General features: G+C 67.1%; 19 protein-coding genes and 1 pseudogene. 11 read left to right on the top strand and 9 right to left on the bottom strand.

Going from position 1 to position 26573, the window contains the following annotated elements; all coding sequences use genetic code 11:
• Positions 1-3: 3 nt before the first annotated feature.
• Positions 4-1371, bottom strand: a complete 1368-nt coding sequence (pelA, locus tag B2R83_RS11120) for a pectate lyase (protein WP_292041130.1) — start codon at positions 1369-1371, stop codon at positions 4-6.
• Between the two features lie 212 nt (positions 1372-1583).
• On the opposite strand from pelA, the gene B2R83_RS11125 reads away from it, so the two are divergent.
• Positions 1584-3860 (top strand): hypothetical protein, encoded by a 2277-nt coding sequence (locus B2R83_RS11125; protein ID WP_292041132.1) that lies wholly within the window; start codon positions 1584-1586, stop codon positions 3858-3860.
• A gap of 230 nt (positions 3861-4090) precedes the next feature.
• Here B2R83_RS11125 and B2R83_RS11130 read toward each other — a convergent pair whose 3' ends face one another.
• Positions 4091-8089 carry a TonB-dependent receptor gene (locus B2R83_RS11130; RefSeq protein ID WP_292041134.1) on the bottom strand — a complete coding sequence of 1333 codons (3999 nt, stop codon included), beginning with the start codon at positions 8087-8089 and terminating at the stop codon, positions 4091-4093.
• A 293-nt stretch (positions 8090-8382) separates the two neighbouring features.
• Between B2R83_RS11130 and B2R83_RS11135 the strand changes: the two are divergent.
• Positions 8383-9352 (top strand): annotated as a pseudogene (locus tag B2R83_RS11135) (IS1595 family transposase).
• A 90-nt stretch (positions 9353-9442) separates the two neighbouring features.
• Here B2R83_RS11135 and B2R83_RS11140 read toward each other — a convergent pair.
• Positions 9443-10414 carry a FecR family protein gene (locus B2R83_RS11140; RefSeq protein WP_292041136.1) on the bottom strand — a complete coding sequence of 324 codons (972 nt, stop codon included), beginning with the start codon at positions 10412-10414 and terminating at the stop codon, positions 9443-9445.
• On the bottom strand, positions 10398-10985 hold the full coding sequence (locus tag B2R83_RS11145; RefSeq protein ID WP_292041138.1) for an RNA polymerase sigma factor: 588 nt from the start codon (positions 10983-10985) through the stop codon (positions 10398-10400). Before B2R83_RS11145 ends, B2R83_RS11140 begins: the two co-directional genes overlap by 17 nt.
• Positions 10986-11173: 188 nt before the next feature.
• Between B2R83_RS11145 and B2R83_RS11150 the strand changes: the two genes are divergently transcribed.
• Both B2R83_RS11150 and B2R83_RS11155 read left to right on the top strand, forming a co-directional pair.
• On the top strand, positions 11174-14536 hold the full coding sequence (locus tag B2R83_RS11150) for a DUF4450 domain-containing protein (protein WP_292041141.1): 3363 nt from the start codon (positions 11174-11176) through the stop codon (positions 14534-14536).
• 88 nt (positions 14537-14624) lie between these two features.
• Complete coding sequence (locus tag B2R83_RS11155) at positions 14625-15500, top strand: SMP-30/gluconolactonase/LRE family protein (RefSeq protein WP_292041247.1); 876 nt, start codon at positions 14625-14627, stop codon at positions 15498-15500.
• A gap of 9 nt (positions 15501-15509) precedes the next feature.
• On the opposite strand, the gene B2R83_RS11160 is transcribed toward B2R83_RS11155, so the two are convergent.
• Positions 15510-16070 (bottom strand): hypothetical protein, encoded by a 561-nt coding sequence (locus B2R83_RS11160; protein WP_292041143.1) that lies wholly within the window; start codon positions 16068-16070, stop codon positions 15510-15512.
• A gap of 301 nt (positions 16071-16371) precedes the next feature.
• Here B2R83_RS11160 and B2R83_RS11165 point away from each other — a divergent pair, with 301 nt between their 5' ends.
• The 4 genes from B2R83_RS11165 (at position 16372) to B2R83_RS11180 (ending at position 20485) form a co-directional block, all read left to right on the top strand.
• Positions 16372-16515: a hypothetical protein gene (locus tag B2R83_RS11165; RefSeq protein WP_292041145.1), complete on the top strand. Its 144-nt coding sequence runs from the start codon at positions 16372-16374 to the stop codon at positions 16513-16515.
• Positions 16516-16716: 201 nt separating this feature from the next.
• Positions 16717-18162: an NAD-dependent succinate-semialdehyde dehydrogenase gene (locus tag B2R83_RS11170; protein ID WP_292041147.1), complete on the top strand. Its 1446-nt coding sequence runs from the start codon at positions 16717-16719 to the stop codon at positions 18160-18162.
• Between the two features lie 122 nt (positions 18163-18284).
• Positions 18285-19601, top strand: coding sequence for an MFS transporter (locus B2R83_RS11175; RefSeq protein WP_292041149.1), 1317 nt, complete (start codon positions 18285-18287; stop codon positions 19599-19601).
• A 275-nt stretch (positions 19602-19876) separates the two neighbouring features.
• Positions 19877-20485, top strand: a complete 609-nt coding sequence (locus B2R83_RS11180; RefSeq protein WP_292041152.1) for a hypothetical protein — start codon at positions 19877-19879, stop codon at positions 20483-20485.
• 21 nt (positions 20486-20506) lie between these two features.
• Here the strand turns inward: B2R83_RS11180 and B2R83_RS23980 are convergent, their stop codons facing one another.
• Complete coding sequence (locus B2R83_RS23980; RefSeq protein ID WP_292041249.1) at positions 20507-20566, bottom strand: malate:quinone oxidoreductase; 60 nt, start codon at positions 20564-20566, stop codon at positions 20507-20509.
• Between the two features lie 35 nt (positions 20567-20601).
• Positions 20602-21297, bottom strand: coding sequence for a trimeric intracellular cation channel family protein (locus B2R83_RS11190; protein ID WP_292041154.1), 696 nt, complete (start codon positions 21295-21297; stop codon positions 20602-20604).
• 107 nt (positions 21298-21404) lie between these two features.
• Here B2R83_RS11190 and B2R83_RS11195 point away from each other — a divergent pair, with 107 nt between their 5' ends.
• Complete coding sequence (locus B2R83_RS11195) at positions 21405-21896, top strand: GNAT family N-acetyltransferase (protein ID WP_292041156.1); 492 nt, start codon at positions 21405-21407, stop codon at positions 21894-21896.
• Positions 21897-21907: 11 nt separating this feature from the next.
• On the opposite strand, the gene B2R83_RS11200 is transcribed toward B2R83_RS11195, so the two are convergent.
• Positions 21908-23020: an alpha/beta fold hydrolase gene (locus tag B2R83_RS11200; protein ID WP_292041158.1), complete on the bottom strand. Its 1113-nt coding sequence runs from the start codon at positions 23018-23020 to the stop codon at positions 21908-21910.
• Between the two features lie 139 nt (positions 23021-23159).
• Here B2R83_RS11200 and B2R83_RS11205 point away from each other — a divergent pair, with 139 nt between their 5' ends.
• On the top strand, positions 23160-23534 hold the full coding sequence (locus B2R83_RS11205; RefSeq protein WP_292041160.1) for a DUF2784 domain-containing protein: 375 nt from the start codon (positions 23160-23162) through the stop codon (positions 23532-23534).
• 3 nt (positions 23535-23537) lie between these two features.
• Here the strand turns inward: B2R83_RS11205 and zwf are convergent, their stop codons facing one another.
• Positions 23538-25004: a glucose-6-phosphate dehydrogenase gene (gene zwf / locus B2R83_RS11210; RefSeq protein WP_292041162.1), complete on the bottom strand. Its 1467-nt coding sequence runs from the start codon at positions 25002-25004 to the stop codon at positions 23538-23540.
• A 425-nt stretch (positions 25005-25429) separates the two neighbouring features.
• Between zwf and B2R83_RS11215 the strand changes: the two genes are divergently transcribed.
• The gene (locus B2R83_RS11215; RefSeq protein ID WP_292041164.1) at positions 25430-26554 is read left to right on the top strand and encodes an MBL fold metallo-hydrolase; all 1125 of its coding nucleotides are present in this window, start codon (positions 25430-25432) and stop codon (positions 26552-26554) included.
• The last annotated feature ends 19 nt before the right edge of the window (positions 26555-26573 follow it).

Below are 26573 nucleotides of genomic sequence, written 5' to 3' on the forward strand. Positions count from 1 at the left end.
GGATCAAGGCTTGCCGCTGACGTTCTGGGCGTTTTCGAGCGCTGCGGCGCCGCGTGCGCCCACGGCGAGCTTGCCCGTGCGCGACCAATCGGCGTACGCGTCGAGCGCCTTCTGCGGCGCATTGGTGTACCAGGAGTAGCCGTTGCGGCGGCCCTTCGAGATGAAATTGACGTCGTCGTGGATCGACTTGTCGCGGTCGCCGAAGATCGGCTTGCCGGTCTGGATGTCATAGTTGCGCGACCAGATCGGGCCCGCGCCAGGCCGATCGACCAGCTTGCGGCCTTCTTCCTCGCTCAGCTTGGTGAAGGCCTTGCCATAAATGGCGCTGGCCTTCAGCCAGGCGACGCCGGCCTCGATGGCGGCGCGGATCTCCGGCGTCTGCTCGGGCTGGCGCATCAGGAACATCAACACCTCGGCGCTTTCGGCGCTGGCCAGCGAGCGCATCTCGTAGTTGCGCGCGGAGATGGGTTTGAGGGTGATGGCGTCGGCCTGTTGCGGCCATACCGTCTTCTTGCCGTTCACGAGCACCTGGGCATCGAGGATCGGGCGCACCGCGCGGGCGCTGGCGGCGCCGGCCTGCTGGCGCAGATCCTGAGGCACGAAGGCGAAGTCCGGGTGGCCTTCGGCGATGTCTTCCAGGATCATCGCGGCTTCGGCGACGGCATTGTCGTTGAAGGTGATCCCGTCATGGAAGCCTCCCTCGAGCGGATAGTTCTGCGGCCAGCCGCCGTTCGGGTATTGCGCCATCAGGAGGTACCGGACACCCTTGGCGATGCTGGCGCGGTAGGCATCGCCTTCCTTGCCGGGCGCCTGCGCCTGCACCCGGCCGAGGAAGCGCATCTCGGTGGTCGTGGCGCCATTGTCGAGCGTGCCCACGAAGGTCCAGAAGCGGTCCTGCGGAACGTCGAAATTGGTCGGGTCGGCCACCATGGTTTCGGCATCGTTGGCATAGCGCTGGCCGCGCAGGCGCGGCGGCTTGCTGCGGTCCTGGTTCTTGCTCCAGCCGCCGGACGGGGTCTGGAAGCTGACGATGGTGTCGGCGATGGCGCGCGCTTCAAGCGTGGCGTACCAGGAAGCCTCTTTATTCAGCGGCATCTTGCCGCTGCCGGCGGTCGGCGCCGGCGGGGCGGTTTCGCCGGCCTTGAGCTCGGCAGCCAGGGTGTCGCGGTCATACTGCCGCTGCTTTTCCGAGCGGGCGATGTACGCGGCCCAGGCGGCGCGTTGCGCGGTCGGCAGCTCCGCGAGGCGTTCCAGGCTGACCTGCGGCGCGGGCGTGTTGGTGCCGATGACCGTGGCGTGGGCGGGCGTGGCGGATGCGGCGAGCGCGAGACACACGGCGCCCAGCAGGGCCGTCCCTTTGGTAGTTTTCATGCTGTCTCCATCGTTGGTGTTTTTCAGGGCTGTGCGGCCTTGTAAGGACTATGACTGTTGACGCGCCGATTTCCTCGGCCTTCCAAGGCAAAAACAGAAAACGCGCACGCGGATGATTGAATGGGTGCGCCGCGCATGGAAAGCGTCGCTTTTTGCTGTCGCGTATGGTTGAATTTCCCGCCATTCCAATCAATGAAGGGGAGTTCACCGCCATGGGTCCGATACTGTTTTCCCGCCGCCGCATGATGCTCACCGCCGCTGCGACCGGCGCGGCCCTGGCCGTACCCGGCATCGCGCCGGCCCAGGACCGGATCGACCGCAAGGCCCTGGTCACGCGCCACAACCCGGTGCTGCGCCAGGCCGATCCGCACGCGCCGCTCATGCTGGGCAACGGGAACATCGGCTTCACCGCCGACATCACCGGCCTGCAGACCTTCACCGAACCCTACAGCAAGGTCGCGCCGCTCCTGACGGAAGCGCAATGGGCCTGGCACAGCTTCCCGAATCCGGACGGCCACACGGTGCGCGACACCCAGGTCGAGATCGCGGTCGGCGGCCACACCCGCCGCTACGGCTACATCCAGGACTGGGCCGACGCAGCGAAGAACCCGGCGGTGGCCTGGATCCGCGAGAACCCGCACCGCTTCTCGCTGGGGCGGCTAGCGCTCGACCTGCGCGCGCGCGACGGCTCGCCCGCACGCTTCGACGACATCCGCGACACGCAGCAGACGCTGGACCTGTGGACCGGAACGCTCACCAGCCGCTTCGTCTACGACGGCGTGCCGGTCAAGGTCGTCACCCGCGTGCTGCCGGACCAGGACACCATCATGGCCGAGCTCAGTTCGGCGCTGTTGGCGCAGGGCCGCCTGGCCGTGGCGGTACGCTTCCCGGGCGTGTCGAAGACGCTCAATCCCGATCCATCGGACTGGAGCAATCCCGGCGCCCATAGCACGACCGCGCTGTCGCGCAAGGCCGGCGAGCTGCGCCTGCGGCGCCAGGTCGACGCGACCACCTACCACGCGGCCATCGGCGCACCCGGCGCGAGCATCGAAGAGAACGGCCCGCATGCCTACCGGGTGGCGACCAAGGCCGCCACCCTGAGCGTGATGCTGCAATTTTCGGAGCAGGCCGGCCCCGCGCTGCCCACCCCGGCCGCAGGTGCCGTGGCCGTCGCGCGCCACTGGACCGGCTACTGGACCCGGGGCGGCATGGTCGATTTTTCGGGCTCCACCGACCCCCGCGCCGCGGAACTGGAACGCCGCGTGATCCTGTCGCAGTACCTGATGGCGGTGAACGCCGCCGGCAGCTTCGCGCCCCAGGAAGAAGGCCTGTTCTCGAACAGCTGGAACGGCAAGTCGCACCTCGAGATGCATCCCTGGCATGCGGCGCACTTCGCCCTGTGGGGCCGGCCCCAGCTGCTGGAGCGCAGCCTGGGCTGGTACGTCGGCTTCCTCCCGAAGGCGAAGGCGAGGGCGCAGGAGCAGGGTGTCAAGGGCGCATGGTGGCCGAAGATGATCGGCCCGGACGGGGTCGACAGCCCGTCCAAGGTCTCGCCCTTTATCATGTGGCAGCAGCCGCACCCGATCTACATGAGCGAGCTCTTGTGGCGTGCCGGCGGCGGGGCGCGTGTGCTGAAGGCCTACGGCGAACTGGTCGAGGAGACCGCGAACCTGCTGGCCTCCTTCCCCCGGATCGACGAGGCGAGCGGCAAGCTGCGCCTCGGCCCGCCGATCATCCCGGTGCAGGAAAACTTCGCGCCGCTCGGCACCTTCGATCCCGCCTTCGAAGTCGCCTATTACCGATGGGGCATCGAGACAGCCCAGGCCTGGCGCGAGCGCGCCGGCAAGCCCCGCCGCGCCGACTGGGACGCGCTGCTGGCGAAGTGGCCCACGCTGCCGCAAAAGGATGGCCTCTACCTGCCGGTGCGCTCCGCGCCGGATTTCTGGGACCAGGCGGCCGGCAGCTGCCGCGCCAACGCGATCGATGAGCGCTGCCAGAACCGCGACCACATGTCCTTCCTGATGCCGCTCGGCTGGCTGCCTGGCCGCGACGTTGACCGGACGACCATGCGCGCCACGCTCGACCGCATGAAGCGCGACTGGGACCTGCGCCAGACCTGGGGCTGGGATTATCCGATGATGGCCATGACGGCGGCCCGGCTGGGCGCGCCGCAGGAAGCGGTCGACTGGCTGTTCTTCGACGCCCGCAACAACCAGTTCGGTCGAAGCGGCATGACGCCGCGCGTGCACCTGGACGCCCATGCCGCCCACTTCGTGCCGACCGCCACCGGAGCCGGCGCCCAGGCCGGCGCGGGCCCGGACGGCCCCGGCTACCAGCGCGCCGCCGAGACCTACTTCCCCTCGAACGGCGGCCTGCTGCTGGCGGTGGCCCTGATGGCAGGCGGCTGGGATGGACAGACCGGGAACGCGCCGGGCTTCCCGAAAACCGGGTGGAAGGTCAAGGTCGAAGGCATCCTGCCTTCGCTGTAACCCGTAGGGTGGGCGGCTCCACCCGGCAATGCGATCAGCCGGCAGCGCTGTTGCCGCCCACGCGTTCAAGGAGGCCATGAATCGTCGTTCCCTCTGATCGAAGGGGAGTTGAACGCGTGGGCGGCATCGAGGCCGCGAATGATTCGGATTCCAGGGTATAGCCGCCCACCCTACAAAAAAACCGTCAGCCCGCTTGCGCGGGGTGACGGTTTTCTTGCTTCGGGGCCGGATTACATCGTCCGGAAATTCACCCCGAACATGATGCGGCGACCCGAATACGCGTAGTCCAGGATGTTCGGCGTACCGTCGGCGAACGGCGCATACGGGCCCTGGCTGTGCGAAACGGTCGCGTTGCCGATGTTGCGTCCTTCGACGAACACCTCGATCATCGGCGAATACCGGTACGAGATCTTGGCGTCGATGAAGCGGGTGGCGTCCGTGAAATTGGGCGAGCCCGGGTTGTAGGTGGTGCTGGTGCGCCCGCCGCCCACGTTCGGGTAGTTGTACATGCTGGTCGTCTTGCCGCAGGCGGCGATGCAGTTGAAGTAGGAGCCCACTGCCTGCAGAGCGACCCTGGCCGACAGCCTGCCGTCGTCGTACCACAGGGCGGCATTGTAGGTGTACTTCGGCTCGTTCTGCGGCGGCAGCGGCGTGCCGGTCAGCAGGTCGACGATGTTGGCCGTCGAGGTCGACGAATGCATCTTCGAGTAGTTGGCGTCGAAGCCGGTGTAGCGCAGCAGCCATGGCAGGAAGGTGAAGGCCGTCTTGCCGCTGAACTCGACGCCGCGGCGGCCCGTCGTGGCGCCATTCATCCAGGTGGAGTAGTCGAACAGCTGGCCGGCCAGGCTTTCGCCGGTGACCGGATTGACCATGTCCGAGTTAGCGAACAGCGGCGACTGCGATACGCCCTGGGCGATCGCGCCGCCGATCTTGCCGTCCTGGCGGAAAGCCGTCGCGGTCAGCATCGTGTCGCGGTTCGGATACCACTCGATCGACAGGTTCTGGTTGAAGTTCTTCTGCGCGGCCAGTTCCGGATTGCCGACCGTGCCCGAGCACGACTGTCCGTCTTCGCCCAGGTCGGCCGCCACCTGGTCGTAGGTGCAGGAGCCCGAGGCCAGCAGGCGCGACACCGGCGGCCGGGCCACCGTCTTGGCGGCGCTGTAGCGCAGCACCAGCTTGTCGGGGACCAGCCAGGTGGCCAGGTTCAGGCTCGGCAGGAGGTCGCTCGTCTTGGCACTGATGGCGGTGGCCTGCTGCACCCGCATCCTGGTCGTGCCGCCCACCGCTTCCGGGAAGCTCGGGTCGAAGCTGGCGGTCTTCATGATGGCCGTGAAGCTCATCATGCCGGTGCCGTGCACCTTGGTGCGCACATAGCGTACGCCCACGTTGCCTTCCAGCTCCAGGCCGAAGGGCAGCGAACGGTCCGTGAAGGGCAGGTGATCGAGGCCGAAGTCGCCCATCAGGTAGAAGGCGTCGGTGCGTTCCTTCAGGTGGTTGGCCGGCTGCGCGTAGACCTTGCCGTCGCTGGCGGTGCAGTACTTCACGCAGTCGAAGTTGGTGTTGCCGACCTGGGAGATGGCGAACAGCTTCTCGACGTCGACCTGCGTCCAGTTCTCGATCAGGCCGGCGGGGCGGTCCTTGGCGCCGTTGAAGAACTGGGTCGGCGTGGCTTTCAGCGTCATGACCTGGCTCAGCATGTCGACGAACTGGGGGATGGTGTAGACCATCGCGCCATCCAGCGACTGGCGGATGTCGCCTTTCGGAATCCAGCCGTACTGGCACTTGTTGCCGCCCGGCGCCAGCGAGCCCGGCGTGTCGGCACAGCCGTACATGGTGCTGCGCAGGGTCGGCGAAGGCATCACGATCGGCGCCACGAAATTCGCGGTGCCGAAGGTGCCTTGCGGGTCGCGCAGGTTATAGCCGCCGTTGTTCAGGTTCCAGTTGTCGTTGCGCGTGTCGCGCATGTTGTAGCCGGTCTTGAAGCGCTTGAAGAAGGGGATGCTGTCCGGCGTGTTCCAGGTCGCGTCCACCTTGGCGGTGCGCTCCGAGGTGTGGTACTCGGTCGGCACCCAGGTCAGGTTCGGCGACGAGGTGCCGGCATTCTGCTGGGCGGCGGTGTAGGCGGGCGCCGAGTTGGTGGTGTAGACCGTCGGCACGATGGCGGCGCTGGCGCCGCGCGGGAACAGCACGGCGAAGCGCGAGGGATCGGCCGAGGTGATCGGATTGACGTTCGGGAAGCTGTAGGTCCACAAGCCATTCGGCATCACGCTCATCGTGCCGGTGCCGTAGTAGTCGTTCAGCGTGAGTTCCTTGATGCCCTTCCTGAAGTCGGACTGGGCGTCGCCCGCGAAGAAGTCGACGTTCAGGCCGCCGCGTTTGAAGTTGCCGCCCAGTTGCAGGTAGCGCGCGGTGGTCTCGCCGATGCCGTGGCTCTGGTTGGTCTTGGCCACGCCATTGCTGTTGGTATTGTTGAAGGTGTACGAAGTCAGGTGGTGCTTGGCGTCGACCACGGCGGAGCCGGGCTGCACGTTGCTGCTGCCGTTCTGCACCGACATGTTACCCAGCGAGAAAGCCAGGGTGTTGATGTCGTTATGGCGCTTGTTGTAGCTGCCTTTCGAGTACAGGGTCAGCTCGTCGGTGAGCTTGAAGTCGGCGCGCAGGTCAAGGTTCTTGCGGCGGTCGATCTCGCGCCGCACCACGTAGCGCGGGCCGGACGGGGTGTAGTCGTTCCACTGGTTCAGGCAGGTATTGAGTTCGTTGGTGCGCTGGTTCTGCGCGGCGGTGCGCGCCGACGACGAAATCAGGTTCAGCTGGGCGCTTGGAATCGGCGCGAAGATCGCACGGCACTCGTCCTTGCTCTGCGCGCCGGCCGAGCGCGTGACCATTTCGAGCGGCGTGGCCGAGTTGAAGAAGCCGCCGTTGGTCAAGGCCGAACGCAGCAGCGGGGTGGTGCTGGTCGCATCGGCCGTGTTGACGGTGCCCGGCTGGTAGCTGAAGGTCTTCTCGGGCGAATTGTCGAAGTCGAACAGGCGGTAGTAGCCCTGCCAGCCATTGTTGCCGCCGCCCGACACCTCGGTCTTGTGGCCTTCGTTGTCCAGCGTGGTGCTCGACGCGTTCAGCAGCAGGCCCAGGCGGCCGTTCATGTACTTGTTCGCCAGGATCAGGTTGGCGTCCGGCTGCCATTTCTTGTTCAGGCTGTTCTGGCTGCCGCCCAGGCGCAGCGAGGCGAAGGGCTTCTTGAAATCGAGGCCGGTACGGGTCTTGATCTGGATGCCGCCGCCCAGCGAACCCTCGGTCATGTCGGCGGTCGAGCCCTTGACCACGTCGACGCTCTTGATCAGGTCGGCGGAGAGCTGGCGGAATTCGACGGCGCGGCCGTCGCCGCCGCCGGCCATGTCGCTGCCGCCGGCGGACTGCACGGCCTGGCCGTCCAGTTCCACGCGCGTCAGGTCCGGGCCGTTGCCGCGCACCGACACGGTGACGCCCTCGCCGAAGTCGCCGCGGTCCAGCGCGATGCCGGCGATGCGCGAGATCGCCTCGCCGACGTTCCGGTCCGGCAGGCTGCCCACGTCCTCGGCGACGATCGAATCGATCGCGGTGGCGGCATTCTTCTTGCGGTCGATGCTGGACTGCTGGGACGCGCGGGTGGCCACCACCTTCACCTGCTGCACGCCGTCGCCGGCCTGCTGGTTCGGCGCCGGCGCGCTCTGTCCGGACTGTGCCTTCGCCTCCGGTATTTGCACCTGCGTGCCGGGCGCCTGCTCCTGCGCATTCGCCAGCGGTGCGCCCATCATGAGCACGGCCGCCGAGACCGCGACGCAGGTCGCCTTGCGCCGCCCGGGGAGGGTATGTTTTGTCATTGTCTCATCCGATATTTTCGAGTCATTGGGTTGTCCGGATGATCCTGGCGGTCGCGCCAGGATCACCACGGTGCCGCCGGAGCTGACCCGTCCGACCAGATTAGTGCAGCCGAGCAGTCGATCGACCGCCTCAGAGATGACGAATGCGCCACTGAGCGCTTCGGTGTTTACGCCATCCAGGATGTCCGCCGAGGTCAATATGTTGATGCCGGCCTGGCGCGCGAATTCCGGAATGGACTCCGTCGCAGGGCCTGCGGGAATATTGAAGGGCCGCGGCAATTCCTGGGCGCTGACGCTGCCCGCGTACGCGGCCATGCTCACGGCCAGGATGGTGCCGGCCGCGCTGGCGTATGGGTGCATGGGGTTCATGCACGTCTCCTCTAATCTGTTTTTGTCGGAACTATGCTGCTCCGTATGTGTAAAGACTGCCGGCGACGGCGTCTTCCTCATGCTGCGGCGATCGTTTGCCCAATCACTCAAAACGATGACTGAATCGACATCCTCCCTCAAAAATCAAGCAGTGGCGTGCTGTCGTATAAATACTCAGGAAGCTGACTGCAAAGGGCAAAAAAATATGGCGCTGTCAACCTTAACTATGGATGAGGGCGGAACTGCTGAGCTGCTTCCTGGTCGAACACATGTCGCCACAGACGGAGCCGACCATGCGCGCACCCCATTTCAAGAAGTGGTTTGCCAAACTCCCTGCACTGAACCTGCCTCAGCGCCTGCAAACGCTGGCCGCCCTGCATCCCGCTGCCGGGCTGGACCAGGTGATCGCCCACATCGGCCAGATCGGCGCCACGCAGCGCCGCTGCCCCAGTTGTACCTGCGAACGTTACTACCGGCACGGACAAGCGAACGGCCTGCAGCGCTATCGCTGCCGCGCCTGCAGTCGCACCTATAACGACCTGAGCGGCACGCCACTGGCGCGGCTGCGGTTGCGCGAGAAATGGCTCGATTACCTGGGCGCCGTGCTCGACTCGAAGTCGGTGCGCGCCGCCGCCAGCGAGGTCGGCGTGCACCGTAACACCGCCTTTCGCTGGCGCCACCGCTTCCTGGAACGCCCCAGGCATGCCCAGCCGACGCGCCTGGGCGGCATTGCCGAGGCTGACGAAATGTTTATATTGGAATCGCAGAAAGGCGCGCGCAAGCTGGATCGACCGGCGCGCCGGCGAGGAGGCCGCGCCGGCAAGCGCGGCATTTCACGCGAGCTCGACTGTATTCTGGTGGCGCGCGACCGCAGTGGCCAGACCGTCGATGCCGTGGTCGGCCGGGGCGCCTTGACGGCGGCGCAGCTGGAGCGCCACCTGCTGCCCCGGCTCGACCGGCAGGTGCTGCTGGTCAGCGACGCCCATGGGGCGTACCGCAGCTTCGCCCGCAAGCATGGCGTTGCGCACCAGGCGGTGAACCTGCGTGCGGGCGTGCGGGTACGCCACGGTATTGCCGGCGTCATCCATGTGCAAAAATGTAAATGCCTACCACCAGCGCTTCCGGCAGTGGTTGAGCCGCTTCCGCGGGGTCGCTTCGCGCTACTTGCCGAACTACCTGGGCTGGCGCCGGGCGCTCGATGGAGGACGGATCACGACGGTGGAGCAGTTACTGCGCCTCGCGATCGGAGTCATCCATAGCTAAGGAGGACAGCGCCAAAAAAATCCGGACCCGCCATAGACGGCGCGTCCGGATCGTGTGCCAGTGTGGCGCGGCATCGCTTCGCTTCCTGTATCAGATGCCGTCCTGCACCTCGCCTTGCCTGCGGCCGATGAAGATCGTGTCCGCGGTGATCGCGACCGGCACGTCCAGCACGGTGCTGACGTCCTGGGCGAACAGTTCGGGGGCGTCGAGCTTGTACTGGCCGAACAGGCGCTTGTCCCTGAGCGTGGCGTCGACGATGACGATCGTCTTCGGGCTGTAGCGGTTGAAGTCCGCCACCGCGTCGTCCAGGGTCTGGTTCTTGAGGATCACCTTGCCTTCTCTCCATGCCAGTTTGCGGTTCACTTCGACCGGCTGGCGGCTCACGCTGATCGCGCTCGCATCCTGCGCCAGGAAGGCGCGGTCGCCCTCGACCAGCTGGCGCCGCCGCGCGCTGCTGCCCTTGTCCCAGACCTCGACCTTGCCTTCGGTGACGAGGACCTCGGTGCCGTTCGCGAAGCGCCGCACCGAGAAGGCGGTGCCGACCGCCTTGATGCGCGCCGCGCCGGCTTCGACCACGAAGGGCTTCGTCTTGTCCTTGGCGACCTCGAACCAGGCTTCTCCCTTGCGCAGGTTGACGGTGCGCTGCTTGTCGGTGAAGGCGACCTCGATCTGGCTGCCGCTGTTGATGGTGGCGACCGACTTGTCCTGCAGCGGCACCTTGCGGAATTCGCCCTTGGCCGTGGTGAGGACGCGCTCCTCGCGCAGGACCTGCAGGCTGACGGTTCCCACCGCCGCCACCAGGCAGGCGGCCATGGCGCCCACCCTGAACCAGGCGCGCCGGCTGCGGCGCTGCCGCCGCGCCATGGAGAGCTCGGGCGACAGCGATTGCGGCGCGCTGGCGAGATTGATCGCATTGTAGATGGCCATGGCGCGCACGTAGGCGCCCTGGTGCCGCACATCGGCGGCATACCATGCGTCGAATTGCGCGCTCTCGTGAGCGCTCAGGCCGCGTGCGAGCTTGCGCGCCACCCACTCGAAGGCTTCGTTATCGATCGTTGACATTCTGTTTCTTGCTGACGCGTTTCTTTGCGGGGGACGGGATGGCGCCGGTTTCCTGGTTCATGCCGTGACTGGCAATCATCTCCGACATCAAGCGCATCCCTTTCATCATTTCGTGTTCGACGACACCGTCGGTCAGGCCCAGGCTCTGCGCTGTTTCGTGCTGCGACAGGCCGTGTATCCGGCGCGCCCGGAACACCGCCTTGCAGCGGTCGGGCAGCTGCGAGACGAGCCCGATCACCCATTTCAGTTCCGCGCGGGCGAACACCACGCGCTCGGGCGAGGGCGCCGAGTCGGCGATGTCGAGGTCTTCCAGGTTGGCCATGGCTTCGATCCTGACCACCGCGTCGCGCTTGATGCGGTCGAGGACCAGGTTCTTGGCCGTGCGGAAGACGAAGGGCTTGGGATCGCGGATGCCGTCCAGGCTGGCCATCGACAGGATCCGGTAACAGGTCTCCTGCACCACGTCGTCGATTTCGGCCGGGCTGCTGCAGACGCGACGCAGCATCCTGCGCAAATCGGCCTCGTGCGGCAGAAAATTTATTGTCAGCCAGTCAACTACTTCAGTGTCCATACGCTCGCCCGTTCGTGCTTCCCCCTTGGTAAGACGAACACGGGAATGTTTTCCTCAAGGTTTTGCTCATTATTTTTCACTCAGTCACGCCAATGAGAATTTGCCGCTGTGAGGCGATGCAGGGCGAGGACGTCTCTTATTATCTGCCGAAACAATGCTGGGGAGACGATTATATGAAGAAGACCTGCATGCCCATCCTGCCGGCTTGGGTGCTGCTGGCGCTCGCGGCGTTCGCCACGGGAGCGCGCGGCGAGCAGGCGCAAGCGTACAAACCGGGCGTCGAGGTGGCGCGTCCGAACCTGGCCGGGCAGGTGGCGCGGCCGCTGCGCTACCGTCCCGAGGGCGAGGACTTCGTCATCGAGAACGGCGGCGAGTTCTTCAACCGCCCCCTGTATGGCGGGACTACCGCCTTCCGTGTCGACAGCGGAGACCGACCCGAGTTTTCGCTCTACCTGCCCGGGCGCGGCGGCAATGTCCGCCTGGGCGTCAAGACGCCCGCCGGCGTGCTCTGGCTGCATGCGGCGCGCCGCATCGTGACGCGCTACCGGCCAGGCGAGCTGCATTACGAGATCGCCGATCCGCTGCTGGGCGAAGCCGGCCGGATCCACCTGGCCGCGATCGCCTATGCGAGCGTGGAAGGACTCGGGCTGAGGGTAGCGGGCCAGTCGCTGCCTGAGGCGGCCGAACTGGTGTTCGCCTTCGCCCCCGGCAATGGCGCCCAGGGGCGCCGCGGCGGCGATATCGGGACCGAATTAGCGCCGATCAGCCGGTATTTCCAGTTCGCGCCGGAATATGCGCGCGGCAGCAGCGTCGAGCTGCATGCCCAGGGATTCACGGTCAGCAACGACAGGGCGGCGATCACGGCGACCGCCTCGCGGCCCCTTGCCGTGCGCCGCGCCGACGCCGCCGCATGGGAGGACCTGGCCGCCTTGCTGGGCCAGGACGCCGGCAAGGATGGCCAGGTCGCGCTCGGCCGGCTGCCATTGGACGGGGAAGCCATCCACCTGGCTTTCCAGGTCACGCGCAGCAAGAAGGCGCCCGAGCTGGAGGTCTACCGCGAGGCCGGCAGCACCCTCGACGCCCGTCCGGCGGCCGCGCGCAGCCGCGCGCCCGCCTTCCGGCCGGAGGAACTGGCGGAACGCTTCGCGCAGGCCGGCGGCCACTTCGCGCGGCTGCGCGGCCAGGTGCAGATCGACACGCCCGACCCTTACATCAACGCCGCGGTGGGGGCATTGAACGTCGCCCTGGATGCCGTATGGGACGAGGAGCAGGGCGCCATCATGCACGGGGCAATCGCCTGGCGCACCAAGCTGCTGGGCTGGCGCGGGCCCTACGCGCTCGACGCCCTGGGCTGGCACGATCGGGCGCGCCGCAACCTCGACGAATGGACGGCGCGCCAGGATACGTCCCCAATCCCGGCGCGCCTGCCGCCGGCCGACCGCGACACCAACCTGGCGCGCAGCGAAGCCGGCCTGCACAGCAACGGCGACATGAGCAAGTCGCACTACGACATGAACATCGGCTTCATCGACGCGCTGCTGCGCCACCTGCTGTGGACCGGCGACCGTGCCTATGCCCTCGCGGTATGGCCGGTGCTGGAGCGCCACCTGGCCTGGGAGCGGCGCCTGTTCCGGCGCGAGTACGGGCCCGACAAGCTGCCGCTGTACGAAGGCTATGCCGCGATCTGGGCCAGCGACGACCTGTACTACAACGGCGGCGGGGCGACGCATACCTCGGCCTACAACGCCTGGCACAACGCGATGGCGGCGCGCATCGCGGCCATGATCGGCAAGGACCCAAGGCCGTACCGGATCGAGGCCGAGCGCATCCGCGCGGGCATGCGGCGCCACCTGTGGATGCCCGAGCGCGGCGCCTTCGGCGAATACCGCGACCTGCTCGGGGCCCGGCTGCTGCACCCCAGCTATGGCCTGTGGAGCTACTACCACGCCCTCGATTCAGGAGTGCCGAACCGGCTGGAAGGCGCGCGCATGGTGCTCGACCTGGCGCGCCAGCGCCGCACGATCCCGGTCGCGGGGCCGGGCGTGCCTGCCGACCGTCCTTATCGCGTGCTGCCGACCACCGACTGGATGCCGTATTCCTGGTCCACCAACAACGTGGTGATGGGCGAGGTGCTGCACACGGCGCTCGCCACCTGGCAGGCCGGGGATGGCGAGCGCGCCTTCGACCTGGCCAAGGGGGCGCTGCTGGCCAGCCTCTACATGGGGATCTCGCCGGGGAATATCGGCAGCATGAACTACCTCGACGTCTACCGCCGCGAAGCCCAGCGCGACTTCGCGGACGGCTCGGGCGTGATGGCGCGCACGCTGGTGGAGGGCTTGTTCGGCGTGCGCCCGGATGCGCTCGACGGGACGCTGCTGGTTCGTCCGGGCTTTCCGCGCGACTGGCGGCATGCGAGCCTGCGCCACCCGGGCGTGGCGCTGGCGTTCCGCCGCGATGGAAGGGAAGAGCGCTGGACGATCGAACAGCCGGCCGCGGTCTTCGCGCGCCTGGTGCTCGAGCTGCCGGCGGCGAGCGATGCCGTGGCCTCGGTCCTCGCCGATGGCAAGCCGGTGCGCTGGCGCGCCGGCAGCGACGACGCCTTCGCGCCGCGCCTGCGGATCGAACTGCCCTTCGGGCGCAAGACCGAGCTCACGATCCGGTGGCGCGGACAGCCGATCGGCGCCGCTGCGCGGGTGCTCGCAAAGACGGCGGCGCACGAGGGCCTGCGGCGCGTGCGCCAGGGTGCGTTTACCTGGTGGAAGGCTGTGGATGCGCCGCAGGATGTTCCACAGGCGGTCTGCGGTCCCCGCGCCGCGTCGTGGACAACGGGGGCGCCGGTGAATCCGCGCCATGTCGACCTGACGCCGCGCTTCAACGACCGGGTCACCGAGCTGTTCAAGCCCGGCAAGTATCTGTCGCCGCGCTCGCCCTTCGTCTCGCTGTCCTTGCCCGCGCAAGGCATCGGCGCCTGGGCCGGGCACGTGAACGCCATGGCCACGGTCGACGACAGCGGCCTGCGTGCCCAGGGCGGCGTCCTGCGCCTGCCCAAGGGCCTGAGCTTCGCCACGCCATCGGGCCCGGGCGCGCGGAACGTGCTGTTCACCTCGCAGTGGGACAACTATCCGAAGCAGGCCAGCGTGCCGCTGCAGGGCCGGGCCGGCCGCGCATTCCTGCTGATGGCCGGCTCCAGCAATGCGATGCAGAGCCGCATCGACAACGGCGAGGTGGTGGTGAGCTACGCGGACGGCAGCCGCAGCCGCCTGGCCCTGCACAATCCCGACAGCTGGTGGCCCATCGAGCAGGACTACTTCATCGACGACTACCAGTTCCCGTACTGCGGATCCGTGCCGGTGCGGGTCGACCTGAAGACGGCCAAAGTGCGGGTGCTGGACCCGGCGACCCTGCCGCAGGACCTGCGCGCGCAGATCGACGGCGGCTCGGCCACCGTGCTCGAGATGCCGCTCGAGCGCGGCAAGGACTTGAAGAGCCTGGAGCTGCGGACCCTGGCCAACGACGTCGTGATCGGGCTGATGGGGGTGACGCTGGACTGAGCGGCCCTGGCGCGGGCGGTACAATCTCGCCTCCGCACCATCAACCCGACCCTGGATGAGCATGACCGGCGACACCACTTTCAAGACCATGGCTTCAATGACACCGGAATGCATCTGGGACGTCGGCGCCCACCTGGGCGAGGGCGCGCTCTGGCACGCCGCCACGCGTTCAGTCTGGTTCGTCGACATCAAGGGCCGGCGCATCCACCGCTGCGCCGCCGATGGCAGCGAGCGGCGCAGCTGGGAGGCGCCCGGCCAGCCCGGCTTCGTGGTCCCGGCATCCGGCGGCGCCATGGTCTGCGCGCTGGAAGACGGTCTGTACCGCTTCGATGACGCCGGCGGCGAATTCGCGCCGCTGCGCAAGGTCGAGGACGACGTGCCGGGCAACCGCTTCAATGATGGCCACGTGGACGTCGGCGGCAACCTCTGGTTCGGTTCGATGGACGACGGCCAGCTCGCGCCGAGCGGCGCACTGTACCGCCTTGGTCGGGATGGCGTCCTGTCGCGCGCCGACGCCGGCTACATCATCACCAACGGCCCGGCCATCAGCCCGGACGGCCAGACCCTGTACCACACGGACACGCCGCTGCGCCGCGTGTACGCCTTCGAGCTGCGCGAGGACGGCAGCCTGGCCGGCAAGCGGGTGTTCCTGCAACTGCCGGAAGGCAGCCGCCCGGACGGCATGGCGGTCGATCGCGAAGGGCACCTGTGGATCGCCCTGTTCGGCGCCGGCCGGATCGAGCGCTACACGGCGGCGGGGCGGCTGGTCGGCAGCGTCGGGTTCCCGTGCACGAACATCACCAAGCTGGCCTTCGGCGGCGCGGACCTGCGCACCGCCTATGTGACCACCGCCTGGAAAGGGCTGACGCCGGCGCAGCGCCGCGAGCAGCCGCTGGCGGGCGGCCTGTTCGCCTTCCGCATCGACACGCCGGGATTGCCGCACACGGTGCTGGCGCTGCCTTGAACCGCTGCCTTACAGGCGGATGGTTATCTCGATCTTCTCGGAAGCTATGCCAAGGGAGTCGGCCAGCTTGCGCTTGGCTTCGGCGATGGCGTTGGTAAAGCTTCCTGCCTTGCTCCGGCCCGGATCGGCGGCGCCGGCGGACAGGACAGGCGCATCGGCCAGCTGTAGCTGGACCGGGCCCGGCTTGGTCATGAAAGGCTTCCAGGCCAGCTCGTCCGGATTCAGCGCCAGCCTGGTGAACAGGTCAGCGGTTTCCATGTAGGCGACAGGAAAACGCTGACCCTTGGCCAGCAGTTGCCAGGCATCGGGGATGTCGAGCAAGGCATAGCTGTCGAATTCAATCGTGATCCTCGCCGCGTGCATCGAAGGCTTGGTGCCGGTAATTTTCGCAATCAGGAAAGCCACGCCATGCTCGTGGTCCATCGCGGCCCATTGCTCGCGGCGGTTGCGTACGCACACCAGGTACTGGGCTGCCTCCACGCGGATCGGGCTGGCGGTCCAATGGCCGCAGCCGCCTTCCTCCCGCATCCGGCGCAAATCCTTCCCTGTGTAGACGATGACACTTTCCATTAGCTTTCCGACATCCTTTGGCTCGACATTACCGCTCCATGGGATTGTATGGAATCAAACGTGGCGGCTCACTGTCTTTGCTCAGGCTTAAGCTTGGTCATCTGCCGTCTGTCTCTTTCCTCCAATCTAAGGACAGGAATCTGGGACCTACCGAGTCCTATTGATACGGCTCAGCTTGGCACCGAGTAGCGGCAACTGCTGAGGAATGGGCTGGTCGAACATGTGCTCGCGGAAAAAGCAACCACGGGAGCATCCTGCGGCTGTCCCACGGCGAGTCATTCCATCTTTTAAAGGAAGCATCATGTTTGACCTCGAAAACCTGACTCAACTTATCTCCCTGATTAACGACAACCATTTTGCAGCAGTCGTCTTGATTGTGATCATCCTGATTAACAAGGGAAATCGGCGCAGATACCTGCGCCGTGCCAGACCCGGCAGTTTTTAACAAGCACTGTGCTTATCACCCATCGGCAATACGATTGTTTCTGAGAACTATCGGCCCGCTGAGCAGCAAGCCCGCTTCGGCGGGTTTTCTTTTTGGCCGCCGGCCCGAAGGTTTGCCGGTGCCGGCGTGCCGGCCTGCAGGGCAAGCAAACAACGGTTATCATCATGATTTACGATTCATTCAACACAGGACTTGAGGCTCATGACGACTTCCAGCTATCCCGATACCCGACTCCTCATCGCCAACGAATGGCAAGACGCCACGGGCGGCAAGACGATCCCGGTCGTGAATCCCGCCACCGGCCAGTCGATCGGCACCGTGGCCCACGCCAGCGTCGCCGACCTGGACCGTGCCCTGGCCGCCGCCAAGTCCGGTTTCGAGACCTGGCGTAACGTTACCGCCGCCGAGCGCGCCGCCACCATGCGCCGCGCCGCGAACCTGCTGCGCGAGCGCGCCGGCGACATCGCCCGCCTGCTGACCCAGGAGCAGGGCAAGCCGCTGGCCGAAGCCAAGATGGAAGCCATGGCCGGCGCCGAGATCATCGACTGGTTCGCGGCCGAAGGCATGCGCGTCTACGGCCGTATCGTGCCGTCGCGCAACCCGGCCGCCCAGCAGCTGGTGCTGAAGGAGCCGGTCGGCCCGGTCGCCGCCTTCACCCCGTGGAACTTCCCGATCAACCAGGTCGTCCGCAAGCTGGCCGCCGCCCTGGCCACCGGCTGCTCCTTCCTGTGCAAGGCGCCGGAAGAGACCCCGGCCTCGCCGGCGGCCCTGTTCCAGTGCTTCGTCGATGCCGGCGTGCCGCCCGGCGTGGTGGGCCTGGTGTTCGGCGACCCGGCCGAGATCTCCGGCTACCTGATCCCGCACCCGATCATCCGCAAGGTCACCTTTACCGGCTCGACCCCGGTCGGCAAGCAGCTGGCCGCCCTGGCCGGCGCCCACATGAAGCGCGTCACCATGGAGCTGGGCGGCCATGCCCCGGTCATCATCGCCGAGGATGCCGACGTGGCCCTCGCCGTCAAGGCGGCCGGTGCGGCCAAGTTCCGCAATGCCGGCCAGGTGTGCATCTCGCCGACCCGCTTCCTGGTGCATAACGCGATCAAGGACGAATTCACGCGCGCGCTGGTAACGCATGCCGAAGGCCTGAAGCTGGGCGACGGCCTGCAAGAAGGCACCACCCTCGGCCCGCTGGCCAATCCGCGCCGCCTGAGCGCCATGGCGCAGTTCGTCGAAGATGCCCGCGCCAGGGGCGCCGTCGTCGCGACCGGCGGCGAGCGCGTCGGCGACGCCGGTAACTTCTTCGCGCCGACCGTGCTGGCCGACGTGCCTTTGGAAGCGAGCGTGTTCAACGACGAGCCGTTCGGCCCGCTGGCTGCGGTGCGCGGTTTCGACAGCCTGGAAGACGCCATCGCGGAAGCGAACCGCCTGCCGTACGGCCTGGCCGGTTACGCCTTCACCCGTTCGATCAAGAACGCCCAGCTGCTGATGAACCGTGTCGCAGTCGGCATGCTGTGGATCAACCAGCCGGCCACCCCGAGCGCCGAGCTGCCTTTCGGCGGCATCAAGGATTCGGGCTATGGCTCCGAGGGTGGTCCGGAAGCCCTGGAGTCCTACCTGAACACCAAGGCCGTTTCGATGGTCGGCGTGTAAGATCCCGAGCGTCCTCCCCGGAATGCCTGCTTCGCAGGCATTTTTTTCGTCCCAGTGTTTTCCATTGCACGGTTCGCCATGGATTCTTCTTGCACACTCCGAGCATGAGAGGGGAAACGACGATGTCCACGATGACGGCGACAGTTGAGCAGGGTATCCAGGCGGCCGGCGTCGGCCGCTTCCAGTACCGGCTGTTCGCCATCTTCGGCCTGGTCTGGATGGCCGACGCCATGCAGGTGCTGTCGATCGGCTTCAGCGCACCGTCGATTGCGCAGACCTTCGGCGTGCCGCTGCCGGAAACGCTGCAGACCGGGACCTGGTTCTTCGTGGGGATGCTGGTCGGCGCCTTCTGCTTCGGCCGCCTCGCGGACCGCATCGGGCGCCGGCCGGTGCTGATGGCGGCGGTGCTGATCGATGCCTGTTTCGGCGTGGCATCAAGCTTCGCGCCCGACCTGGGCTGGCTGCTGGTGCTGCGCTTTTTGACCGGCGTCGGTGTCGGTGGCACCCTGCCGGTGGACTACACGATGATGGCCGAATTCCTGCCCAGCGACCGGCGCGGCCGCTGGCTGGTGCTGCTCGAATCCTTCTGGGCTGTCGGCACCATCCTGCTGGCCATCCTGGCCCTGGTGGCGCAGCAACGGGGTGAGGATGCCTGGCGCCTGATCTTCCTGGTCACCGGCCTGCCGGCGCTCATCGGCGTTGTTCTGCGCCTGTTCGTGCCCGAGTCGCCCATGTACCTCAACCGCAGCGGCAAGGGGCAGCAGGCCCGCGCTGTGCTGGCGCGGGTGGCCGCGGTGAACGGCCGCCAGGTCGAGATTCCGCCGCTGGCGCCGGACACCGGCGGCAAGCAGCCGCTGTCGGCGCTGTTCGCCGGCACGCTGCGGCGCCGCAGCGTCTCGCTGTTCCTGGCGTGGATGCTGATCTCGGTCGCCTACTATGGCGTGTTCGTCTACCTGCCGGTGCGCTTGAGCAGCGAGGGATTCGGCTTCATGCGCGGACAGGAATTCCTGATCCTGCTGGCGCTGGTGCAGCTGCCGGGCTTTGCGCTGTCGGCCTATGGCGTGGAGCGCTGGGGACGCAAGCCGACCCTGGTCGGCTTCCTGCTCCTGAGCGCCGCCGGCTGCATGGCCTACAGCCTGGGCAACGCCACCTGGCTGGTGGTCGGATCCACCCTCCTGATGAGCTTTGCGCTGCTGGGCACCTGGGGCGCGCTGTATGCGTTCACGCCCGAGGTGTACCCGACCGACCTGCGCGCCAGCGGCATGGGCACGGCCGGGGCGATTGCCCGGTTCGGGGGCCTGTTCGCGCCGGCGATCGTCGCGCCGGTAATGGCGACCCATTTCACGCTCGCGCTGGGAATGCTGGCCGGCTTCCTGCTCCTTGCGGCATTGGCGATCCTGTGCGTGGACCTGGAATCACGCAACCGGGCTTTGGAGTAAGGCTGGCGCGCAAGGACGCCTTCAATGTGGTTTTCTGGCGCTGATGGTGACATCTGGATTTCTGGCCACCTGGCGCAAACAGTTTTTTAGAAAACCAGTAGAAATTTTCTTTCGTTCAATGCACTATTGTTGCTCTTCCGAACGCGCGTTTGCAGGCGAACCGGAGTCAACGCGGTACCTATCTTTGCCGCGAGGCGGCCGCGCTCACCTTGACCAAGGCGAGTTGCTGCAGGCAATCCGCAAGAAGATGATCAAGGAAGGAAAGACGTTCTGACATGAAGCCGTTTGCCATCATCGGTCGCGCCATGGCGGCTGCGCTGCTGCTCATCGGAGGCGGCGGGGCCGCGCAGGAAGCAACGAATGCGCGGGAGGCATCCGCCGGCGCCACGCCGCCCAAGCGTATCGCCGGGTTCGACTCCGCCGAGGCGGCTTTGCCGCGCCGCCTGGCGACGCCCGAGGCGGCGCGCGTGTTCCGCCAATACGATGCCGCCGGCAGCCAGCTGATCCAGCAGCACCTGGCCGTCATCTATGCCGCCGTCCCCGAGTTCAGGAGCGATGCCGGCGCCACCGGGCGCCCGCTCGGCGACGGCATCGTCGGTCCGGTGACCCTCAAGTGGCTGGCGCGCTTCTGCCGCGACTACGGCATCGTCGCCACCGGGCCAGCCTTTGATCGGGTGGTGGTGACCTCGCTCGAACGGGTTGCCTCGTTCGCGCGCGCCCACCCAGACTGGCTGCAGATCCTCGGAAGCGAGGATTTCGACGACTGGATCAACGGCCAGCCGACACCGCAGCGTGTGGAAAGCCTCAAGACGCGGCGTGCGGGCGACGCGTCCCAGGTGAACGCGCTGATCGAGCTGTACCTCAAGAGCCGGACGGCACCGTAGTAGGCACTACGCCAGTCACGCCTACATCGGCGGCGAACCGACCGAGGCCTTGCCGTAGACGTTCGCGTGATGCTGGTTCACGAGCTCCGCGATGGTGGCTACCGGGAACTGGCCACTCAGCGGTATTCGCCGTGCTTCGGGTCCTTCGCTTCGTCGTCGGGCTGGTCGGGGTGGCGCGCGGTCGGCAGGTGCCAGCCGAAGCGGATCGCCGCCAGGCGCAGGCCGAAGCACAGCGCGGCGCCGGCGATGGCAGTAGGGGCGGCGGCCCATTGCAGCGCGTCGCCGAGGACGACGACGCTGGCGCCGGCCAGCGCGGCGACCGCGTAGATGTCGGAGCGGAATACTGCCGGTACGTCGTTGAGCAGCACGTCGCGGGCGACGCCGCCGCCGATGCCGGTCAACATGCCGAGCAGGGCGGCCGCCCATGGGTCGGCGCCGAACACCAGCGCCTTTTGCGCCCCGGCCACGCAGAACAGCGCCAGGCCGGCGCCGTCGAAGATCAGCACCGGATTGCGCAGTCGGTTGACGATCGGATACCAGAAGAAGATGACCAGCCCGGCCAGCAAGGACACGGCCATGTAGCGCCAGTCCCGGATCGCGGCCGGCGGGGTCGCGCCGATCAGGAGGTCGCGCACGATGCCGCCCGAGTTGGCGGCAACGAAGGACAGCACCAGCACCCCGAAGATGTCGAGGCGGCGGCGGGCGCCGGCGATGGCGCCGCTGAGGGCGAAGACGAAGGTGCCGAACAGGTCGAGGGTCAGCACCAGGGTCTTGATGGCGGCTCCCACGTCGAGAGCGAGTACGGGTAACACGTGGATCCTTGGTTCGTGATGGCGGGAGAATGCCCGGCATGGTAGCGCAGATTGCGTGCGCCTGTGGCCGAGTCCGCTACCAGATATACTGCCCGGAAACATCCACCATGCCCAGCCTTCCCGCCATGTCGCTTGCCGCCCTGCACATCCGTCCCGCCCTGCCGTCCGACGAGGACTTCTTCCTGGCGCTGTACCGCTCCACCCGCGACGACCTGCTGGGCCTGCTCGCCGATCCGCGCTACATCGACGGCATCGTCGCCATGCAGCGGCAGATGCAGGTGGCCGGCTACCGCAGCAGCTATCCCGAGGCGGTATACGAGGTGCTGGAACTGGACGGCGTGCCGGTGGGCCGCCTGGTGACGGCGAGCGTGCCGGGGGCGGTCCGGGTGGTCGATATCGCCGTCATGCCAGACGCGCGCGGGCGCGGCGTCGCCGGCGAGGCGCTGCGCCGCCTGCAGCGCCGGGCAGCGCAGGAGGGACGCGACCTGATGCTGGCGGTGCGCACCGACAACCTGGGTGCGCGCCGCCTGTACGCGGCGCTGGGCTTTACCGTCGAAACCGAAGAGGAGGTCCGCCTGCAGCTGCGCTGGCGGCCCTGAGCGCGTCCGCGCTATTGAGTTTTCCGTGCGCCAGCGAGCCAGTCGAAGATCGCCGGCCAGATGCGCGCATGGGCGCTGTTCCCGACCAGCACGCCCACGTGCTGCAGGTTGACGCCAACGTCGCCCTCGTAGTGCAGCAGGCACTTGCGCTCGCTCCCCGCGGCCTCGTGGAAGGGACGCATCGAGGCCTCGGGAATCAGCTTGCTGCGCGGGTCGAGCACGCTGAGCAGGGGCGCGCGCAGGTCTTGCGGACCGATACTCCGCGCGCCGATGCGCAGCTTGCCCTGCATGAACTCGTCCTTGCGGTAGAGCTGCTCGACCAGTTCGGTGAACAGCCGGCCCGGCAAGGGGAATTCGTCGTGCGTCCAGCGCTCCACCCGCATGTGGGTGGCAAGCAGTTGGGGGTTGGCGAGCGACAGCCAGCGGTCCATCATGCGCTCGTACTGGAAGGCATGCGGCTCGGCGATGGCGCTCATCATGTTCAGGAATACGCCCGGCACCTGGCGGAAGGCGTCCGCGATCGGGCGCGCATGCGCCGTAGCGTCGATCAGCGGCGTGAAGCAGCAGGATGACTTCTCGACATGCAGGGGCGATTCCAGCAGCACCGTGGCATCGACCCGGTCCGGGTGCAGGCAGCTGTAGATCGCCGCCAGGATGCCGCCCAGCGAATGGCCGGCGATGCTCAAGCTGGCCTTGCCGCTATCAATCTCGATGGCGCGCTGGCAGGCGGCCAGCAGGCGGTCGCCGTAGTCGTCCAGGCCGAAGCCCTCGTCTTCGCCGTCGTCGGGAAGCGGCGTCCACTCGGCCTGGTAGACCTGGTAGCCTCCCTCCATCCAGCGCCGCACGACGCTGATCTCGGGCGCCAGGTCCCAGATGTAGGAACGCTTGATGGGCGCGGGGACGAGCAGCACGGCGGGGCCGTCCGCGCCGGCGCCACCGAAGCGGCGCAGGTTCAGGCCCGGTTCGCTGTGCAGGACCGTGAACGGGGTTTCCTGCGGACCGTAGCCGGCGCGATCCAGCAGCTTGCCGCGCGCCTGGCGGCTGCGGTCCATGTTCTTGAGTAGATTTGCTCCGAGCGAAGCAAACGAGGGCAGGGCAAGGGCTTGCGGAGTCAAGGCGTGCATGGTGTTTTCAATGGGTTCGAAGACCAGCAACTGTACGCCGCCTTGCGCGCGGCTTCAATCGCGCAAGCGTCGAATGGCATGGGGCCTTGCGGCGTATTAAACTGCTCGTCTAGATCGTTTCCTGGAAGACCGTTCAAGCATGGTCTATCGTTTCCTTGCGGATGCGGTGCTGCTGGTGCACCTCGGTTTCATCCTGTTCGTCGTGTTCGGCGCCTTGCTGGTGCTGCGCCGGCCGCGCCTGCTGCCGGTGCACCTGGCGGCCGCCGCCTGGGGCTTCGGCATCGAGGTGCTGGGCGCGGTCTGTCCGCTGACCCATGTGGAGAACCGGATGCGCCTGCTGGCTGGAGAGTCCGGCTACAGCGGCGGGTTCATCGATCATTATCTGTTGCCGCTGATTTATCCGGGGGAAATGACGCGCGGCCTGCAGCTGGGGCTGGCGGCCGGCGTGCTCGTCATCAATGGCTTGCTGTATGCGTGGATCCTGCGCGCGCGGCGCAGGTCCTTGCCGTCCTAGGGTTTACTCGACCCAGGCAAAGCCGTCGCGCGCCAGCAGCGCGAAGGCTTCCGCCGGTCCCCAGGAACCGGCCGCATACGGATGCGGCTTCTCGCCCAGCGTGCTCCAGCCTTCGATGATCGGGTCGGCCCAGGCCCAGGCGGCCTCCAGCTCGTCGCGGCGCATGAAGTGGGTCAGGCGGCCGCGCACCACGTCGATCAGCAGGCGCTCGTAGGCTTCCGCACGGCGCTGTTGAAATGCCGACTGCAGGTCGAGGTTCAGGGCCACCTGCTGCATCTGCATGCCGCTGCCGGGCTGCTTGGCCATGATCTGCAGCTTGATCGCTTCTTCCGGCTGCAGCTCGATCACGAGGCGGTTGGCGACGCCGCCCGGCATGTCGGGGAACAGCGGGAAGGGCGGATTGGCGAATTCCACCACGATCTTCGAGGAGCGGCGCGCCATGCGCTTGCCGGTGCGCAAGTAGAAAGGCACCTTGGACCAGCGCCAGGTGTCGACGTGGGCGCGCAGGGCCACGAAGGTCTCGGTCTTGCTGTCCGCGGGGACGTTCTTTTCCTCGAGATAGCCGCTCACTTCCTGGTTGCCGCTGACGCCGTGCACGTACTGGCCGCGCACCGTGTCGCGCGCGATGTCGGCCAGCGTGAGGCGGCGCAGCGAGCGCAGCACCTTGAGCTTCTCGTCGCGCACCGCGTCCGGCGACAGGGAGGTAGGCGGCTCCATGGCGACGATGCACAGCAGCTGCAGCAGGTGGTTCTGGACCATGTCGCGCATCGCGCCGGTGCTGTCGTAGAAGCCGGCCCGGCTGCCGACGCCGACTTCCTCGGCCACCGTGATCTGCACGCTCGAGATGTTCGGCGCGCGCCACAGCGGTTCCAGGATCGAGTTCCCGAAGCGCAGCACCATCAGGTTCTGCACGGTCTCCTTGCCGAGGTAGTGGTCGATGCGGTAGATCTGCGATTCGGCGAAGTGCTTGCCGACCGCTTCGTTGATCTCGATGGCGGACTCGAGGTCCTGTCCCAGCGGCTTTTCCAGCACCACGCGCGCCTTGGCGTCCACCAGGCCGGCGTCGGCCAGCTTGGCGCAGATGGTGGTGAACAGGGCCGGCGCCGTGGAGAGGTAGAACACGCGCTGCGCGCCCGGGTGGGCCGCCGCCGCCAGGGCGCTGAAGTCGGGGGCGGCCTGGACGTCGAGGCGCACGTATTCGAGCAGCTGCAGGAAGCCGTCCCAGGTCTTCTCGTTGAAGTTGGCTGCTGCGATGAAGGAGCGCGAATTCTCTTCGACGAAGCGGAGATAGGCATCGCGGTCGAACTCCTGGCGCCCGGTCGAGATGATGCGGGTCTGCCCCGGCAGGTTGCCGTGCAGGTAGGCCATGTAGAGCGCGGGAAGCAGTTTGCGCATCGCCAGGTCGCCCATGCCGCCGAAGATGATCATGTCGAGGGGAAGCGCGTTGTCAAGGTCGGTCGAAGAAGTCATAGTGAACAGCCAAATAAGGTGCCGGAAAAGTTAAAGAGGTCGCTGTCGCTCCGGCACCTGGTGCCGGGCTGATGCGCCGCCGCTGCCTTCCTACGGTAGCAGAATGACAGCGGATGCGCACGGGACGTCCCGCTTGTGGCCAGACGGGCGCACCCGGGGCGGTGGATGGGCCGCGGGCGCCGCCAGCGTTCGCGCTGGGCCCTGTAGCTTACATCCTGGGCAACAATAAGGAAATGGCAAAATGGGGATCGCCATTCTCGCGCAGCGTACGGCATGTGCATTTGTTGCCTCTTATGCAAATTTTATTTGCACCCAGGCCGCTATGTGCAAATCTTGTTTGCACTGCCCGGGACGCTTCCGCTACTGCGCCGGAGGCATCCCACGCATTCCCTTATACTCGTCTTTTTCAAGCGTTCACCTCCTTCATGCCCCTGCCAGTCCGCCTTGCCCTGCCGGGCGCCGTCCTTGCCGCCTCCCTGCTTGCAGGCTGTGCGCAAGTCAATCCCTACTATGACGCGAGCAAGCCGCATCACCGGCCCGAGGGCTTCGCCAACAACTACCCGCCGAACCCCGCCTACCAGCGGCCGAAAGTCGGCTTCTTCGAGGGCTGGGCCGGGCGCATCAGGAACTGGACCTCGGACGGCTCGGAACGCCTGCCCCTGGCGCCGGTGCCGACGGTGGCGGCCGACCTGGGCTACATCCATGCGAACAAGACCGAGCCGGCGCTCATCTGGATCGGCCACGCGACTTTCCTGCTGCAGACCGGTAACGGCGTGAACATCCTGCTCGACCCGGTGTTCGACGAGCGCGCTTCGCCCCTGTCCTTCGCCGGGCCGAAGCGCCAGCAGGCGCCGGGCGTGGCCCTCGCGGCGCTGCCGCATATCGATGCGGTGCTGATCAGCCATTCGCACTACGACCACCTGTCGCTGGCATCGCTGCGCGCGCTGTACCGGCAGAAGGGCGGCGCGCCCATGCTGTACGCGCCGCTCGGCGTGGACCTGTGGCTGGCGCGGCACGTGACCGAGGGCGACCGCTCGCGCATCGTCCGCTTCGACTGGTGGGACAAGGCCAGCTTGCGCGGCCTGGAACTGCAGTTCCTGCCGGTCCACCACTGGTCGGCGCGCGGCCTGTACGACCGCAACGAAACCCTGTGGGGCGCCTGGGCCGTGACCCGTCCCGGCTTCTCCTTCTTCTTCTCGGGCGACCTGGGCTATTCGAAGGACATCCAGGACATCGCCGCCCGCTATCCCGAAGGCTTCGACCTGGCCGCGATCGGGATCGGCGCCTACCAGCCGGTGTGGTACCGCAATTCGCACGTCAGCCCCGACGAGGCGGTCCGCATCCACCGCGAGCTGGGCGTGCGGCGCAGCGTGGGCATGCACTGGGGCACCTTCCCGATGGGCCAGGAACGCATCGACCAGGCGCCGCGCGACCTCGCGATCGCGCGCCAGGCCCAGGGCGTGAGCGAGGAAGCCTTCGGCGTGCTGCGCATCGGCGAAACCCTTCGGGTGCCGCCGCAAGCTGCGGCAACGGCGGCTACCAGCCCCTGACCGGCTAGCGCTCGCCCGT

This window comes from Massilia sp. UBA6681 (assembly GCF_002454935.1).
GTDB lineage: Bacteria > Pseudomonadota > Gammaproteobacteria > Burkholderiales > Burkholderiaceae_D > Telluria > Telluria varians.

Coding starts and splice junctions, on each gene's coding strand:
- B2R83_RS11125 (WP_292041132.1), top strand. CDS start 1,584: ATGGGTCCGATACTGTTTTCCCGCCGCCGCATGATGCTCACCGCCGCT.
- zwf (WP_292041162.1), bottom strand. CDS start 25,004: ATGACTTCTTCGACCGACCTTGACAACGCGCTTCCCCTCGACATGATC.
- B2R83_RS11175 (WP_292041149.1), top strand. CDS start 18,285: ATGTCCACGATGACGGCGACAGTTGAGCAGGGTATCCAGGCGGCCGGC.
- B2R83_RS11145 (WP_292041138.1), bottom strand. CDS start 10,985: ATGGACACTGAAGTAGTTGACTGGCTGACAATAAATTTTCTGCCGCAC.
- B2R83_RS11130 (WP_292041134.1), bottom strand. CDS start 8,089: ATGAACCCCATGCACCCATACGCCAGCGCGGCCGGCACCATCCTGGCC.
- B2R83_RS11155 (WP_292041247.1), top strand. CDS start 14,625: ATGGCTTCAATGACACCGGAATGCATCTGGGACGTCGGCGCCCACCTG.
- B2R83_RS11195 (WP_292041156.1), top strand. CDS start 21,405: ATGCCCAGCCTTCCCGCCATGTCGCTTGCCGCCCTGCACATCCGTCCC.
- B2R83_RS11180 (WP_292041152.1), top strand. CDS start 19,877: ATGAAGCCGTTTGCCATCATCGGTCGCGCCATGGCGGCTGCGCTGCTG.
- B2R83_RS11150 (WP_292041141.1), top strand. CDS start 11,174: ATGCCCATCCTGCCGGCTTGGGTGCTGCTGGCGCTCGCGGCGTTCGCC.
- B2R83_RS11205 (WP_292041160.1), top strand. CDS start 23,160: ATGGTCTATCGTTTCCTTGCGGATGCGGTGCTGCTGGTGCACCTCGGT.
- B2R83_RS11200 (WP_292041158.1), bottom strand. CDS start 23,020: ATGCACGCCTTGACTCCGCAAGCCCTTGCCCTGCCCTCGTTTGCTTCG.
- B2R83_RS11140 (WP_292041136.1), bottom strand. CDS start 10,414: ATGTCAACGATCGATAACGAAGCCTTCGAGTGGGTGGCGCGCAAGCTC.
- pelA (WP_292041130.1), bottom strand. CDS start 1,371: ATGAAAACTACCAAAGGGACGGCCCTGCTGGGCGCCGTGTGTCTCGCG.
- B2R83_RS11165 (WP_292041145.1), top strand. CDS start 16,372: ATGTTTGACCTCGAAAACCTGACTCAACTTATCTCCCTGATTAACGAC.
- B2R83_RS11215 (WP_292041164.1), top strand. CDS start 25,430: ATGCCCCTGCCAGTCCGCCTTGCCCTGCCGGGCGCCGTCCTTGCCGCC.
- B2R83_RS11170 (WP_292041147.1), top strand. CDS start 16,717: ATGACGACTTCCAGCTATCCCGATACCCGACTCCTCATCGCCAACGAA.
- B2R83_RS11160 (WP_292041143.1), bottom strand. CDS start 16,070: ATGGAAAGTGTCATCGTCTACACAGGGAAGGATTTGCGCCGGATGCGG.